A 15,000-nucleotide genomic window follows, 5' to 3' on the forward strand; every position below is an offset into this window, starting at 1 on the left:
AAGCACCATGGCAGCACAGGCAGCGACCGAGCGCGTGGAACGCATCGTCATCGAGAACTGTTCGATCGCGACCGTCGACGCCGACGACACCGAGTACGCCTCGGGCCATGTCGTCGTCGCCGGCAACCGCATCGAGTCGGTCGGCGCCGGCCGGGCACCGGAGGGCCTGGACAACGTCGTACGCCGGATCGACGGCACCGGCCACCTCGTCACACCCGGCCTGATCAACACGCACCACCACTTCTACCAGTGGATCACCCGGGGCCTGGCCACCGACCACAACCTCTTCGAGTGGCTGGTCGCCCTGTACCCGACCTGGGCACGCATCGACGAGCCGATGGCCCGCGCCGCCGCGCAGGGCTCGCTCGCCATGCTGGCCCGAGGCGGTGTCACCACCGCGATGGACCACCACTACGTGTTCCCGCGCGGCTCCGGCGACCTGTCCGGCGCGATCATCGGCGCCGCCCGTGAGATGGGCGTACGGTTCACCCTCGCCCGCGGCTCCATGGACCGCAGCGAGAAGGACGGCGGGCTGCCGCCGGACTTCGCCGTGGAGACCCTCGACGGGGCGCTCGCCGCCACCGAGGCGACCATCGACGCGCACCACGACGCCTCCTTCGACGCGATGACCCAGATCGCCGTCGCGCCCTGCTCCCCCTTCTCGGTGTCCACCGAACTGATGCGGCAGGGAGCCGAGTTGGCCCGCCGTCGCGGAGTGCGGCTGCACACCCATGGTTCGGAGACCGTGGAGGAGGAGAAGTTCTGCCACGAGCTGTTCGGCATGGGCCCGACCGACTACTTCGAGTCGACCGGCTGGCTCGGTGAGGACGTGTGGATGGCGCACTGCGTCCACATGAACGACTCCGACATCGCCGCGTTCGCCCGCACCGGCACCGGCGTCGCCCACTGCCCGTCCTCCAACGCCCGGCTCGCCGCCGGCATCGCCCGGGTCCCGGACATGCTCGCCGCAGGCGTCCCGGTCGGCCTCGGCGTCGACGGCACCGCGTCCAACGAGTCCGGCGAGCTCCACACCGAACTGCGCAACGCCCTCCTCATCAACCGCCTCGGCCCGCACCGCGAACGCGCCCTGAACGCCCGTCAGGCCCTGCGCCTGGGCACGTACGGCGGCGCCCAGGTCCTCGGCCGCGCCGACCAGATCGGCTCCCTGGAGCCCGGCAAGCTCGCGGACCTGGTCCTGTGGAAGCTGGACACCATCGCCCACGCCTCCATCGCGGACCCGGTCACGGCCCTGGTGTTCGGCGCCGCGGCGCCCGTCACCCTCTCGCTCGTCAACGGCAGGCCGGTCGTCGAGGACACCCGCCTGACCACCGTGGACGAGGACGCCATCGCCCGCGCCACCCGCGACGAGGCCCGCCGCCTCGCGCAGATCGCCGCCGGGGCCTGAGGTCCCGGCGCCCCCGACAGGCCGGCCGAGGGGGACGGCCCTCGACCGGCCGCCGTGGACCCGAGCGGGGCCCACGGCAACCGGTACGGGAGGCGCGCACCCATACGTACGCGCCTCCCGTACCGCTGAACCAAGCTGCCCGCACCAGCTGCACGACCTGCACCAACGCTCCACCTCCCTGATACCCACGTCACCGCAGACGTGTACCCGACCGGAGGAACCGCCGTGGCAGCTACGCCCAGGTTTCGCAATGACGCAGTCGCAGCATCCGACCCCGACGACACGTCGGAGCCGGTCCAGTCCGGCCGGAGCCATCCGGTCGACGAGACGCTTCCCCCACTGAAGATGTTCACCAGCGGCCTTCAGCACGTGGCCGCGATGTACGCGGGTGTGGTGGCCCCGCCCATGGTGGTGGGCCCCGCCGTGGGCCTCACCCCCAAGGAGACCGCCTTCCTGGTGGCGGCGAGCCTGTTCACCGCGGGCATCGCCACCCTGCTCCAGACCCTCGGCTTCTGGCGCATCGGCGCCCGGCTGCCGTTCGTCAACGGCGTCTCGTTCGCCGGGGTCACGCCCATGGTGGCGATCGGCAAGGACCGGGGACACGACGGGATCGCCGTCATCTTCGGCGCGATCATCGTCGCGAGCCTCCTCGGCTTCGTCCTCGCCCCCTACTTCTGCAAACTGGTCCGGTTCTTCCCGCCCGTGGTCACCGGCACGGTCATCACCCTGATCGGTGTCTCGCTGCTGCCGGTCGCCTTCAACTGGTCGCAGGGCGGCAACGCCACGGCCGACGACTACGGCTCCACCACCAACATCATCATGGCGGCGGTCACCCTGGTGATCGTCCTCGCGCTGAGGAAGCTGCTCCGCGGCTTCCTCCAGCAGATCGCGATCCTGCTCGGACTCATCATCGGCACACTCGTCGCGATCCCGGTCGGCATCACCGACTTCGGTGCCATCAAGGACGCCGACGCCATCGGCTTCCCCACCCCGTTCCACTTCGGGGCACCGCAGTTCGAGATCGCCGCGATCGTCTCGATGTGCATCGTCATGCTGGTCTGCATGACCGAGTCGACCGCGGACATGCTCGCCCTCGGCAAGATCGTCGACCGTCCGGCCGACGAGCGGACCATCGAGGGAGGTCTGCGGGCCGACACCCTGGGCAGCGCCATCAGCCCGCTGTTCAACGGCTTCATGTGCAGTGCCTTCGCCCAGAACATCGGGCTGGTCGCGATGACGAAGGTCCGCAGTCGCTTCGTCGTGGCCACGGGCGGTGGCATCCTCATCGTGCTCGGCCTGGTCCCGGTGGCCGCGTCCGTCATCGCGCTGGTACCGCTTCCCGTGCTCGGCGGCGCCGGCATCGTGCTCTTCGGGTCGGTCGCCGCGAGCGGCATCCAGACCCTGGCGACCGCCGCTCTGGAGAAGGGCGAGAACGCGCTGATAGTGGCCGCCGCCGTCGGCATAGGCCTGATACCGATCGCCGCGCCGGACTTCTACCACGCGTTCCCCAAGGACATGCTCGTCGTCCTGGACTCCGGGATATCCACCGGATGCGTCGTGGCGATCGTCCTCAACCTGGCCTTCAACCACCTGGGCCGGAAGGCGGAGGCAGAGGAGGATGCCGGGGCGGTGAGCGACGAGACGGTCGGTGCCTCCTCGGTGGGGGCGCACTGACGTAACGTCACAGCGCCGTGGCGCGCAGGGCCCCACCCGTGAGGGGGAGCCGTGCGCGCCACGGCCGTGCCCGGGACCGTCAGCCGATGTGGAAGCTGTCGCCGTACACCTTCCAGTCGAGCGGCGGGTCCAGGTTCAGATTGCCCTTCTTCAGGAAGACCCGCTGGGCGGTGTCCACCCGGCTGGTGTCCGAGTGGGCCTCCTCCTGCTGCATGGCCCAGACCCGCGCGTCCAGGAAGGCGTTGAGGTAGGTGACCTCGTTGCCGCCCTGGGCCGGCGGCTTGGCCTTCGCCAGGGCGTGCTTGCGGATGCTGCTGAAGCTCGTGCTGTCGCCGCCGTCACCGTGCATGACGATGGCGTCGTAGTAGGCGAACTGGCCGAGCGTGCCCAGCCCGTCGCTCTTGCCCCGGCTCACGGCCGGGTCGAAGTACACCCGGTCGCGCTCGTCGTTCTGCGCCTGCTGGAACGCCGAGTCGGCCGCGGCCTTCTTCCAGGCGGCCTGGAAGCCCGGGTCCAGTCCTTCGTGGGAGTCGCTGCCGTCCACCTCGCGCAGGGCGGGCAGGTACTGGGCGAGCGGGTTGCCCGGCTTGCGCTGCGTGTACAGCTCCACGAGGTCCAGCATGTCGCCGGTGCCGGAACAGAAGCCGATGATGCCCGCGGTGTAGCCGCGGCCGTCGTCGATGTCCTCGATGTACTTGTACTGGGACTTCCAGTCCAGCGAGGAGTTCTCCGCGCTGGAGACCAGCTGCATGGCGATGTCCTTCTTCGCCGGATCGTCCAGTCCGGTCGCGGCGGCCTCCTGGTGGTGTACGGCCGACGGCGCGGGGGCGGTGCCGGCGAATGCGGTGGCGGGAACAGCTGTGAGTGTCAGCCCGAGCGCGACGAGAGCGATGCGCAGGGTGCGGGTGTTGCGACGTGCGGTGCGCTTGTGGGGAGCGTTCACCAGTCCTCCAAGGGAGTTCGTCGTTCCGACTCATCTGTTAGGAAGCTTTCCTATCAGAGTCGAACGAGTGTCGTACACCCCTGTGACGCATACGAGTTGGGCGCGCCCCGTAAAAGACGCGGTGGAGTGGCCGGGCCGGCGGGCTACGGGCCGTCGATCCGGAAGCTGTCGCCGTACACCTTCCACCGCAGCGGTGTCTCCAGGCCGAGCTTGCCCTCGCGCAGGAACACCCGCTGGGCCGTCTCGACCCGGCTCGTGTCGTGGTGCGAGGGCTCCTGGCGCATCGCCGCGACCCGGACGTCCAGAAACGCGTCGAGGTACGCCGTCTCGTCGCCGCCCCGCGCGGGGGCACCGGCCTTCGCGAGCGCGCGCTCGCGCATGGTGCGGAAGCCGACCGTGCCCTCCGCGTCGCCGGACCCGTGCATCACGTAGGCGTCGTAGTAGATGAACTGGCCGAGCGCGCCGAGCCCGTCCGCCCTGGCCTGCGCGACCGAGGGGCCGAAGTACGAGGCGTCACGTTCGGCGTCCTGCGCGGACCGGAAGGCGGCGTCGCCGGCCGCGTCCGCCCAGGCCTCGGTGAACCGGCTGCCCAGCCCGGTGTGCGCGTCGGTGCCCTCGACCGCCCGCAGTGCCGGCTCGAACCGCTCCAGCGGGTTTCCGGGGCGGGCCTTCGCGTACCGCTCGACGACCCGGCGCATGTCGCCGGTGCCGGAGCAGAAGCCGATGATGCCCGCGGTGTAGCCGCGGCCGTCGTGGATGTCCTCGATGTACTTGTACTGGGATCTCCAGTCCAGCGAGGAGTTCTCCGCGCTGGAGACCAGCTGCATGGCGATGTCCTTCTTCGCCGGGTCGTCCAGTCCGGCCGCCGCCCCCTTGCCGTACGCGGTGTCCGGCCCGGCCCCGGAGCATCCGGAGAGCACGGCCGCGGCCAGGGCGAGGGCGGCGGCCGATGCGATCAGGGAACGCGTGCTGAGCTTCACCGCTCCAGCCTGCCAGGCCGGGGGAGCGGTGGAGCCCGTTCGCCGCGTTCATCGGCTGGTCAGGCGAGCGCGCGCCGCTGCCGCAGGCGTCAGTCGCCCGGCTGCCAGTCGGGCCGCCGGCCGCTCCGGGCGACCGCCCGGTCCAGCAGCGGAGCGTCGTCCGGCACCGGGACCGGCGGGCCGAACGGCGAACCGGCCGGCGGGCTGTCACCCAGGTCGGCCAGCAGGGCCAGCGTGGAGCGCAGGTGCGCCTCCTCGGCCCGGAACGGCTGCCCGGTCGACCTCGCCAGGTCCCAGCCGTGCAGCACCAGCTCGTTGAGCCCGACCATGCCCGCGACCTCGCCCGGCAGGTCCACGCTGCCCGCCCGGCTCATGCCCTGCCAGGCCTCGGGGGAGCGCCAGGCGGTGACCATGGCGTCGAGCGCCGAGGGCAGTGTGTCGCGCCAGCCCTCCTCCAGCACCATCTCGGCCACCGAGGGCGCCGTGCTCGTCGTCGGCCCCAGCTCCTTGTGCGCTGCGTCGCGGAAGGCGACGGCGAGCCCGCCGATGTGGGCGAGCAGGGCGCTCACCGTCACACCGGGACAGGGGGTCGGCGCCGACAGCCGTGTGTCGTCGACGGCGTCGAGCAGCCCGGCGATCTGCCTGGCCGCGGGTTCCAGGTCCTGCGGGGGAGCGGTCTTCGTCTCGTTGTCCATACAGTGCAGACTCGCCGGGCGCCCCGAACTCATCGGCCCGCGACGCGCGGACTTCCCGGCCCGGCCGAGGTGCACACCGGCACATTGCGGAAGGTTCCGCTCCGTCCTCTTGTCGCGGACCCCCGCGCCATGCGATACAGGTCTGGACCATTGCTGCCGGATGGAAGGCAAGACCGTGCAACGCCCCCACGCAACGGCCGCGTTGGCCTGCTCAGCCGCCCTGTTCCTCGCCACCCTCACCGCCTGCGGCTCCGAGGCCGAGGCCGACACCAGCAGCCCCACGGCGCCGCGCGGGGTGACGGTCCAGGCCGGCAGCGCCACCTCCGCGCACGTGATGTGGAAGGCGGCCACCGACGACAAGGCCGTCACCGCGTACGAGATCTACCGCAAGGGCAAGAAGGTCAAGACCGTTCCGGCCGCCAGGGTGATGATCGACATCGACGGGCTGACCGCCTCGACCGCCTACAGCTTCACCGTCCGTGCCCGGGACGCCGCCGGGAACCTCTCCGCGCCGAGCGCCGCCGCGTCCGTCACCACGCCCGCCCCGACCCCGGCCGACCACGAGGCCCCCACCCGGCCGGTTCAGCTGCGCGGCAAGGCCGACGGCAGCCGGGCGGCGACGCTGTCCTGGGGCGGATCCACGGACGACGTCGGCGTCACCTCGTACGACATCTACCAGGAGGGCTCGCGCATCCACACCGTGCCCGGCGCGCAGACCACGGCTCGCCTGACCGGGCTGCGGCCCGGCACGGTCTACACCTTCACCGTCCGTGCCCGCGACGCCGCCGACACCTCGTCCAAGGACAGCAACGCCTTCGACCTCACCACCGCCACCGCCCCCGGCGCACCCGCCTCCACCGCCCCCACCGACCTGCGGATCACCAGCACCGCCCAGGGCAAGGAGTACGCGGTCGACCTGGACTGGAAGCAGCCGCGCACCGGCGGCGAGATCCCCGCCTACCAGCTCTACCTGGACGGCCGGCTGACCACCACGATCGTCTGGGGAAGCAAGCCGCCCACCGGCCGGGCGAGCTACCGGCTGACCGTCGGCGACCCGCGCGGCACCCGCTACGCGATGAAGATCCGAGCCAAGCTCCCCGACGGGAAGTGGGGCGACTTCTCCGCCTCGCGGACGGTGGTACTGGGAGGCTGACCGCCCCTCAGCCGTGCGGGAGCGCGCCCCATATGATCCATTTGACCCCAGAACCTCATTGACGGACTCCACGAGGAACAGGGGATGCGATGGACCTGGGCTCCCGCGTCGACGCACTGATGGACGGGCTCACCGCAGACCTGGAGCGGCTGGCGGCCATCCCGTCCGTCGCGTTCCCCGGCTTCCCCGCCGAACCCGTGCGGCGGGCCCACGACCTCCTCGTGGACCTGCTGCGCGGCGCGGGCGTCGAACGGATCGAACGGCTCGACCTGCCCGACACCGCGCCGGTCATCGTCGCCGAGGTCCCGCCACCGACGCCGGACGCCCCGACCGTGCTGCTCTACGGCCACTACGACGTACAGCCACCCGGCGACGAGAGCCTGTGGCTCTCACCGCCGTTCGAGCCCACCCCCGTGGCGGGCGGGCTGCGCGCCCGGGGCATCGCGGACGACAAGTCGAACCTGATCGTGCACCTCGGCGTACTCAGGGCGTACGGGGGCCGGCCGCCGACCGGACTCCGAATCGTCCTGGAGGGCCAGGAGGAGTACGGCAGCGCCTTCGACGACTACCCGCCCACCGACCCCGCCCGCTTCGCCTGCGACGCGATGGTCATCGCGGACATGGGGAACCTCCGCCCCGGCAGCCCCACGCTTACCACGGGCCTGCGCGGCGCGGCCGAGCTGCTGGTCGAGGTGCGGACCCTGGACGGACCGCGGCACAGCGGCGAGTTCGGCGGCGCCGCCCCCGACGCGCTGCTCGCCCTGGTCAACGCGCTGGCCACCCTGCACGACGTGTACGGGGACGTCGCCGTCGAGGGCCTGCGCCGCGAGGAGTGGAGCGGTACGACCTACACCGAGGAGGAGTTCCGCACCCTGGCCGGGGTCCGTGACGGGGTACCGCTGACCGGGTCCGGCAGCCTCGGCGAGCGGCTGTGGAGCGGGCCGGCCATCACGGTCATCGGCATCGACGCCCCGGCCGTCGACCAGGCCGCGTCCGCCGTCGTCCCGTACGCGCGGGCCAAGCTGAACCTGCGCTTCCATCCGCGACAGGACCCCGAGGAGGCGCTGGGGCTGCTCGTCACCCACCTGGAGGCACTGCGCCCGTTCGGTATCCCGCTCACCGTCACCCCCGGCGACACCGGCCCCGGATTCGAGCCCGCGACCGGCGGCCCCGCCTACCGGGCCGCGTGGACGGCTCTGCGCGAGGGCTGGGGCTCCGAACCCGCCTTCGTCGCGAGCGGCGGCTCCATCCCGCTCGTCAACGGCCTGGCCAGAGCCGTCCCGGACGCCGAGATCCTGCTCTTCGGCGCCCAGGACAGCATGTGCAACCTGCACGCCCCCAACGAGCGCGTCCTCTTCTCGGAGCTCCGCTCGGCCGTCATCGCGGAGGCGGCGTTCCTGCGGGAGTACGCTGCGGCGCACCGCGGCGGGAGCGCCGCGTGAGCACCCTGGACACCGGTACCCCGCCCGGGGAGAAGCCCTCGCGGGGCGGCAAGTTCGTCTTCCCCAGCGCCCTGACCGTGCTGGTCGTCGTCACGCTCGCCGTCTGGGCGCTGGCCTTCCTGATCCCGTCCGGCGCGTACGACCGCACCGAGGCCGGTGCGCCGGTCCAGGGCACGTACCACCGCGTCCCGTCCGGGCAGAGCGTGGTCGACCGGCTGAACGACCTCTTCCTCTCCCCGGTCAACGGCCTGTACGGGGTGCAGGACACCAGGACCGGACAGGTCGGCCCGGACATGGCCGGTGAACTGTACGGCAGCGCGGGCGTGTTCCTCTTCGTCATCGCGATCGGCGCCTTCATCACCGTCGTCTTCGCCACCGGTGCGCTCGACCTCGGGATCGGCCGCCTCGCCCACCGGCTGCGCGAGCGCGGCGCACTGCTCATCGCGGGCGTGATGCTGGTCTTCTCGCTGCTCGGCACGGTCGAGGGCTTCGCGGAGGAGACCCTCGGCTTCTACGGGCTGATCGTCCCGCTGATGCTCGCCCTCGGCTACGACCGGATGGTCGCCACCGGCACGATCATCCTCGGCGCCGGCGTCGGCGTGCTCTGCTCCACGGTCAACCCGTTCGCCACCGGTGTCGCCTCCGCCGCCGCCGACATCTCGCTGGGCGACGGGATCGTCCTGCGCGCGGCGATGTGGGTCGTCCTGACGGCGGTGACGATCGGCTACGTCATCCGGTACGCCGAGCGCGTGCGCAAGGACCCCGGCCGCTCGCTGTCCGGATTCCTGCCCGGCGACCGCGAACACGCGGCGGCCGATGCGGGCGAACCGCCCGAACTCACCCCGCTCCACCGGGTCGTCCTGGTGCTCGTCGGACTGACCTTCGCCTTCATGATCTTCTCGGTGGTCCCGTGGTCCAGCGCCCTGACCGGGGAGGCGGACGCCACCCCGTACGGCTTCGAGCTGGGCTGGTCCTTCCCGCAGCTGGCCGCGCTGTTCCTGGTCGCGGCGGTCCTCGTCGGCATCGTCGCCCGGTTCGGGGAGCAGAAGATCAGCGCGACGGTCGTCCAGGGCGCCGCCGACTTCATCTCGCCCGCACTGGTCATCGTGCTGGCCCGCGGGGTCACGGTCATCATGAACAACTCCCGGATCACCGACACCGTCCTGCACTCCATCGAGGGCCTGGTCTCCGGCACCTCATCCGCGGTGTTCGCCGTCGTCGTGTTCGTCGTCAACCTCCCGCTGGCCTTCCTCATCCCGTCCACCTCCGGCCACGCGACCCTGGCCATGCCGATCCTGGCCCCGCTCGCGGACTTCGCGGGCGTCTCGCGCGCGGTCGTCGTCACGGCCTGGCAGGCGGCGAGCGGCTGGATGAACCTGTGGGTGCCCACGACGGCGGTGACGATCGGCGGGGTGGCGCTGGCCAAGGTGGGTTACGACAAGTACCTGCGCTTCGTCTGGCCGCTGCTCGCCGTCCTCGCGGTGCTGATCTGCGCGTCCGTCGCGCTGGGAGCGGTGGGGACGTGAGGGGTGGGACGGGACACGCTCTAGGGGCGGCCGGCGTGCGGGCAGCCGGTGAACCGTAATTGGTCTGTACCTATTGACGGGATGGTCCAGACCAATTAGTTTCCGCTGTGCTCCATGGAACGAAGGACACCAGCTCCCCCCTCAGGACCTCCTCACAGGTCCCTGCCACAAGGGAGAACCATGTTCGAGCACATGCCTCTCAGACGGAGAACGGTGACCGCGCTGGTCGCCGCCCTCGCCCTCCTACTCGCCCTGCTGTCCCTCCAGGCCACGCCCGCGCACGCGGCGGGCAAGCTGACGGCCACCTTCACCTCCGCCGACAACGGCCCCTGGTGGAAGGGGACATACATCCTGCACAACGACACCGACACCGCCGTCACCAACTGGAGCCTCGAATTCGACCTGCCGGCCGGGGTCGCGATCAGCAGCTCCTACAACGGCACCGTCACCACCCAGGGCAAGCACATCACCGCGGTCAACGCCCACTACAACGGCACGGTCGCCGCGCACAGCACCACCGAGCCGTACAGCTTCTGGTTCGTCGCCACCGGACCGATCACCGCGCCCACCGGCTGCCGGATCAACGGCGACAAGTGCGACGGCTCCGCGGACGCCCCGCCGGGCGCGCCCGGCGGCCTGAAGAAGACCGATGTCACCGCCCGTACCGCCTCGCTGTCCTGGACGGCCGCCACGGCGGGGGACTTCCCCGTGGCCTCGTACGACATCCTTGCGGGCGGCAAGGTGCTGGGCTCGGCCACCGCCGCGACCTCCGCCACGGTCACCGGTCTGACCCCCGCCACCGCGTACTCCTTCACCGTCCGGGCCAAGGACACCCGGGGCAACACCTCCGCCGAGAGCGCCCCGCTGACCGTCACCACGGTCGACCCGGCCTCCGACACCTCCCCGCCGACGGCCCCCGGCGCACTGCACTCGACGGCCGCCGACTCCTCGTCCGTCACCCTGGCCTGGACCGCCGCCACGGACAACCAGCGGGTCGCCGCGTACGACGTCTACAAGGGATCCGCCCTGGCCACCACGGTCTCCGGCACCACGACCACCGCCACCATCGGCGGCCTGTCGCCCTCGACCTCGTACACCTTCACGGTCAAGGCACGCGACCCGGCGGACAACGCCTCGGCGGCGAGCAGCGCGCTCACGGTGAAGACCGACGACATCGTCGGCGCCGGCAAGTACGCGAAGGTCGGCTACTTCGTCCAGTGGGGCATCTACGGCCGCCAGTACTTCGTGAAGAACCTCCAGGACTCCGGGGCCGCCGGCAAGCTCGACATCGTCAACTACGCCTTCGCCAACATCGACCCCAACAACCTCACCTGCCTGAACGGCGTCACCAAGGGCACCACCGCCGACCCCGAGGACCCCGAGCAGGGCACCGGCGCCGGTGACGCGGACGCCGACTACACCCGCCCCTTCAGCGCCGCCCAGTCGGTCGATGGCGTCGCGGACGACGGCTGGGGCAAACTGCGCGGGAACTTCAACCAGCTGAAGAAGCTGAAGAAGCTCCACCCGAACCTGAAGATCGTGGTCTCGCTCGGCGGCTGGACGTACTCGAAGTACTTCTCCGACGTGGCCGCCACCGACGCGGCCCGCAAGAAGTTCGTCTCCTCCTGCATCGACATGTACATCAAGGGCAACCTGCCCGAGTACGGCGGCGCGGGCGGCCCCGGCACCGCCGCAGGCATCTTCGACGGCTTCGACATCGACTGGGAGTGGCCGGGCACCGGAACCGGACACCCCGGCAACCACTACTCGCCGAACGACAAGGGCAACCTCACCCTGCTGCTCGCCGAGTTCCGCAAGCAACTGGACGCGCTGGGCGGCGGCCACCGCCTGCTCACCGCCTTCACCCCCGCCGACCCCCAGAAGATCGGTGACGGCTGGGACCTGGGCAAGGTCTTCGACTCCCTCGACGTCGCCAACGTCCAGGGCTACGACTTCCACGGCTCGGGCAGCGACAACTCCTGGGAACCGAACCGCACCGGCCACCAGGCCAACCTCTACAACGACGACCAGGACCCGTACGGCTTCCACTTCAGCGCCGACACCGCGATCAAGGCGTACACGGACGCGGGCGTCGAACCCCGCAAGCTGACCCTGGGCATCCCGTTCTACGGCCGGGGCTGGCAGAACGTCACTGACGGCGGCGCGGCGGGCGAATGGCAGCCCGCGGGCGGAGCCGCCCCGGGCCAGTTCGCCGAGGAGGCCGGCACCCGCGGGTACTCCAATCTCATCGGCGCCTACCCGACGATGACGGTCCACCACGACGAGCAGTCCGTGTCCACGTACGGCTACACCGGGAACCAGTGGTGGTCCTTCGACGACACCTGGTCCATCGGCAAGAAGACGGCCTACGTGAAGGACAAGGGCCTGCTGGGCGTCATGGTCTGGGAGATGTCGGGCGACACCCCGCAGGGCACCCTGCTGGGAGCGCTCGACTCCGGCCTGAAGAAGTAGCCGGTCCCCACGGCCGGTCCGCCGGGTCCCGCCGGGACCTGCGGACCGGCCACCCGCCGCGTCAGAGCACGATGCGGTCCCGCACCAGCCGCAGACAGTCCTCGTCCCCGGCCGGCAGCTCCTCGCCCGCCGGCCAGGGGTGCACGGTCAGCGTCAGGTGGGTCAGATAGCCGTAGGGCCCGCCGTCCTCGCGCGGGGCGAGCACGACCCCGTGCTCGCCCATGCGCCATATCCGGCACCACAGATGAGGCCCCAGCCCGAGCCGGTCGTCGGCGCGCAGCGTGCGCAGCGGCGGACCGAGCTCGGCGACGACGACCTCCGCCGCCCGGTCGAGCACGGCTTCGCACTCCGCCAGGGCGGGCTCCTCGAGCAACTCCCAGCCGGGCAGGGCCGCCCAGTCCCCGATCAGCTCGACGAGCGCGTCGCGACCGTACTCATCGGGATCGGGCGGCTCGACGGGATACGCCTCGCCGAACGTCAGGATCAGCGTGGCCTCCGGATCGCCCAGCGGAGCGCCTTCGTACCAGAGGACGTGGTGGTGCCGGGTGAGGACCGCGTCGCAGACGAGATCGGTGAACTCCCAGCCGAGTTCCGCCTCGGTGTACTCGTAGAACTCCTCCTCGGGCACGGGCGGCATGGCAGGCATGGCCAGCAACTCCCTGACCGAGGCGGCGGAGAGCGGTGAGTGGGCGAGCGAATGTACGGGCATGAGGCGCGGAGCTCCCCTGGTCGACGCGTGACGGGGCCGGGGTCCGAGGACCGGCGCCGGGATGATTTCACAGCGCCGGGCCCGTGCACCGGACACGCCTCCGCCCCCGGAGCCGCACGGCACCGGGGGCGGGAGTTCGTACCGGAGCCGTCAGCGCAGCTGCTCGTACGCCGGCAGCGTCAGGAAGTCCGCGTAGTCCTGGTCCAGGGAGACCTGGAGGAGGAGGTCGTGGGCCTGCTGCCACTTGCCGGCGGCGAAGGCCTCGTCGCCGATCTCGGCGCGGATCGCGGCCAGTTCCTCGGCGGCGACCTTACGGGCCAGCTCCGCCGTGGCGTGCTCGCCGTTCTCGAAGACCACGTCCGCGTTGATCCACTGCCAGATCTGCGAGCGCGAGATCTCGGCGGTGGCCGCGTCCTCCATCAGGTTGAAGATGGCGACCGCGCCCATGCCGCGCAGCCAGGCCTCGATGTAGCGGATGCCGACCGCGACGGCGTTGCGCAGGCCGTCGTAGGTGGGCTTGGCGTGCAGGGTGTCGATGGCGATCAGGTCGCCGGGGGCCACCGAGACGTCCTCGCGCAGGCGCTCCTTCTGGTTCGGCTTCTCGCCGAGCACCGCGTCGAAGGAAGCCATCGCGATCGGGACCAGGTCGGGGTGGGCGACCCAGGAGCCGTCGAAGCCGTCGCCGGCCTCGCGGTCCTTGTCGGCCTTGACCTTCTCGAAGGCGACCTTGTTGACCTCGGCGTCACGGCGCGACGGGATGAAGGCCGCCATGCCGCCGATCGCGTGGGCGCCGCGCTTGTGGCAGGTGCGGACGAGGAGTTCGGTGTAGGCCCGCATGAACGGGGCGGTCATCGTCACCGCGTTGCGGTCCGGCAGGACGAACTTGGCGCCGCCGTCACGGAAGTTCTTGACGATGGAGAAGAGGTAGTCCCAGCGGCCCGCGTTCAGCCCGGAGGCGTGGTCGCGGAGCTCGTAGAGGATCTCCTCCATCTCGTAGGCGGCGGTGATCGTCTCGATCAGGACCGTCGCGCGGACCGTGCCCTGCGGGATGCCGAGCTCGTCCTGGGCGAAGACGAAGATGTCGTTCCAGAGGCGGGCCTCCAGGTGTGACTCGGTCTTCGGCAGGTAGAAGTACGGGCCCTTGCCGAGGTCGATGAGGCGCTGGGCGTTGTGGAAGAAGTAGAGGCCGAAGTCGACCAGCGCGCCGGGCACCGGGGTGCCGTCGAGCTGGAGGTGGCGCTCCTCCAGGTGCCAGCCGCGCGGGCGGGTGACGACGGTCGCGAGCTCGTCGGCGGGCTTCAGGGCGTACGACTTGCCGGACTTCGGGTCCGTGAAGTCGATCGCGCGGTTGTAGGCGTCGATCAGATTGAGCTGGCCGAGGACGACGTTCTCCCACGTGGGGGCGGACGCGTCCTCGAAGTCGGCGAGCCAGACCTTGGCGCCCGAGTTCAGGGCGTTGATGGTCATCTTGCGGTCGGTGGGACCGGTGATCTCCACCCGGCGGTCGTTCAGCGCGGCCGGGGCCGGCGCGACCTTCCAGGAGTCGTCCGCACGGATCGCCGCGGTCTCCGGCAGGAAGTCCAGCGTGGAGGTGCGGGCGATCTCGGCGCGGCGCTCACCGCGGCGGGCGAGGAGCTCGTCACGGCGCGGGGTGAACCGGCGGTGCAGCTCGGCCACGAACGCGAGGGCCGCGGGGGTGAGGACCTCGTCCTGCCGGGGCAGGGGCTCGGCATCGACGATGGCCAGCGAGGACGGCGCTGGTGCGGACATGAGCTGTCACTCCTTCAGCGGGCGGTGCGGACGGCTTCTCACGGCCGCCGGGTCGCCTGAAACGGCACGGCGTGCCATGGCTCCGGGATACGGCCGTGGCCGCCGTCTGGGGTGCAGAGGGCTTCTGACCAGTGGATAGTAGTTTCCTCATGGTGGAAGTTCAATGGTTTGTTGATGTCGAGATTCTCCGGGTCGACAGAAGTGCCCCTCGGTTGGCGCAGCGTGCCAGTG

At 71.0% G+C, this 15,000-nt stretch carries 11 protein-coding genes; 6 read left to right on the forward strand and 5 right to left on the reverse strand.

What is annotated here, in order from left to right:
* The first annotated feature begins 7 nt into the window (after nucleotides 1-7).
* Together EDD93_RS26135 and EDD93_RS26140 are read left to right on the forward strand one after the other, a co-directional pair.
* Nucleotides 8-1,405: an 8-oxoguanine deaminase gene (locus tag EDD93_RS26135; protein ID WP_123527475.1), complete on the forward strand. Its 1,398-nt coding sequence runs from the start codon at nucleotides 8-10 to the stop codon at nucleotides 1,403-1,405.
* 225 nt (nucleotides 1,406-1,630) lie between these two features.
* A complete protein-coding gene (locus tag EDD93_RS26140; RefSeq protein WP_123527476.1) occupies nucleotides 1,631-3,079 on the forward strand; it encodes a nucleobase:cation symporter-2 family protein in 1,449 nt (482 codons plus the stop codon).
* Between the two features lie 79 nt (nucleotides 3,080-3,158).
* Here the strand turns inward: EDD93_RS26140 and EDD93_RS26145 are convergent, their stop codons facing one another.
* From EDD93_RS26145 to EDD93_RS26155, 3 genes are all read right to left on the reverse strand, one after another.
* Complete coding sequence (locus EDD93_RS26145) at nucleotides 3,159-4,022, reverse strand: chitosanase (protein WP_123527477.1); 864 nt, start codon at nucleotides 4,020-4,022, stop codon at nucleotides 3,159-3,161.
* A 143-nt stretch (nucleotides 4,023-4,165) separates the two neighbouring features.
* Complete coding sequence (locus EDD93_RS26150) at nucleotides 4,166-5,002, reverse strand: chitosanase (RefSeq protein WP_123527478.1); 837 nt, start codon at nucleotides 5,000-5,002, stop codon at nucleotides 4,166-4,168.
* A gap of 89 nt (nucleotides 5,003-5,091) precedes the next feature.
* Nucleotides 5,092-5,697, reverse strand: a complete 606-nt coding sequence (locus tag EDD93_RS26155) for a TIGR03086 family metal-binding protein (RefSeq protein WP_123527479.1) — start codon at nucleotides 5,695-5,697, stop codon at nucleotides 5,092-5,094.
* 160 nt (nucleotides 5,698-5,857) lie between these two features.
* Here EDD93_RS26155 and EDD93_RS26160 point away from each other — a divergent pair, with 160 nt between their 5' ends.
* The 4 genes from EDD93_RS26160 to EDD93_RS26175 all read left to right on the forward strand — a co-directional run bounded on the left by EDD93_RS26160 (nucleotide 5,858) and on the right by EDD93_RS26175 (nucleotide 12,290).
* Nucleotides 5,858-6,850, forward strand: a complete 993-nt coding sequence (locus EDD93_RS26160; protein ID WP_123527480.1) for a fibronectin type III domain-containing protein — start codon at nucleotides 5,858-5,860, stop codon at nucleotides 6,848-6,850.
* Between the two features lie 89 nt (nucleotides 6,851-6,939).
* Entirely contained in the window at nucleotides 6,940-8,292 is a 1,353-nt protein-coding gene (locus tag EDD93_RS26165) for a M20/M25/M40 family metallo-hydrolase (RefSeq protein WP_123527481.1), read from the forward strand.
* Nucleotides 8,289-9,818 carry a YfcC family protein gene (locus EDD93_RS26170; RefSeq protein ID WP_123527482.1) on the forward strand — a complete coding sequence of 510 codons (1,530 nt, stop codon included), beginning with the start codon at nucleotides 8,289-8,291 and terminating at the stop codon, nucleotides 9,816-9,818. The genes EDD93_RS26165 and EDD93_RS26170 overlap by 4 nt, the downstream gene beginning before the upstream one ends.
* Before the next feature lie 180 nt (nucleotides 9,819-9,998).
* A complete protein-coding gene (locus EDD93_RS26175; protein ID WP_123527483.1) occupies nucleotides 9,999-12,290 on the forward strand; it encodes a glycosyl hydrolase family 18 protein in 2,292 nt (763 codons plus the stop codon).
* Between the two features lie 61 nt (nucleotides 12,291-12,351).
* Here the strand turns inward: EDD93_RS26175 and EDD93_RS26180 are convergent, their stop codons facing one another.
* The gene (locus tag EDD93_RS26180) at nucleotides 12,352-12,999 is read right to left on the reverse strand and encodes a hypothetical protein (RefSeq protein ID WP_123527484.1); all 648 of its coding nucleotides are present in this window, start codon (nucleotides 12,997-12,999) and stop codon (nucleotides 12,352-12,354) included.
* Between the two features lie 150 nt (nucleotides 13,000-13,149).
* A complete protein-coding gene (gene aceB, locus EDD93_RS26185) occupies nucleotides 13,150-14,769 on the reverse strand; it encodes a malate synthase A (protein WP_123527485.1) in 1,620 nt (539 codons plus the stop codon).
* Nucleotides 14,770-15,000 lie beyond the last annotated feature (231 nt).

Source organism: Streptomyces sp. 840.1, from assembly GCF_003751445.1.
GTDB lineage: Bacteria > Actinomycetota > Actinomycetes > Streptomycetales > Streptomycetaceae > Streptomyces.

What these genes read in the sequence shown, in the direction of transcription:
- EDD93_RS26135 (WP_123527475.1), top strand. Translation starts at nt 8, where the DNA reads ATGGCAGCACAGGCAGCGACCGAGCGCGTGGAACGCATCGTCATCGAG.
- EDD93_RS26155 (WP_123527479.1), bottom strand. Translation starts at nt 5,697, where the DNA reads ATGGACAACGAGACGAAGACCGCTCCCCCGCAGGACCTGGAACCCGCG.
- EDD93_RS26160 (WP_123527480.1), top strand. Translation starts at nt 5,858, where the DNA reads ATGGAAGGCAAGACCGTGCAACGCCCCCACGCAACGGCCGCGTTGGCC.
- EDD93_RS26165 (WP_123527481.1), top strand. Translation starts at nt 6,940, where the DNA reads ATGGACCTGGGCTCCCGCGTCGACGCACTGATGGACGGGCTCACCGCA.
- EDD93_RS26175 (WP_123527483.1), top strand. Translation starts at nt 9,999, where the DNA reads ATGTTCGAGCACATGCCTCTCAGACGGAGAACGGTGACCGCGCTGGTC.
- EDD93_RS26180 (WP_123527484.1), bottom strand. Translation starts at nt 12,999, where the DNA reads ATGCCCGTACATTCGCTCGCCCACTCACCGCTCTCCGCCGCCTCGGTC.
- aceB (WP_123527485.1), bottom strand. Translation starts at nt 14,769, where the DNA reads ATGTCCGCACCAGCGCCGTCCTCGCTGGCCATCGTCGATGCCGAGCCC.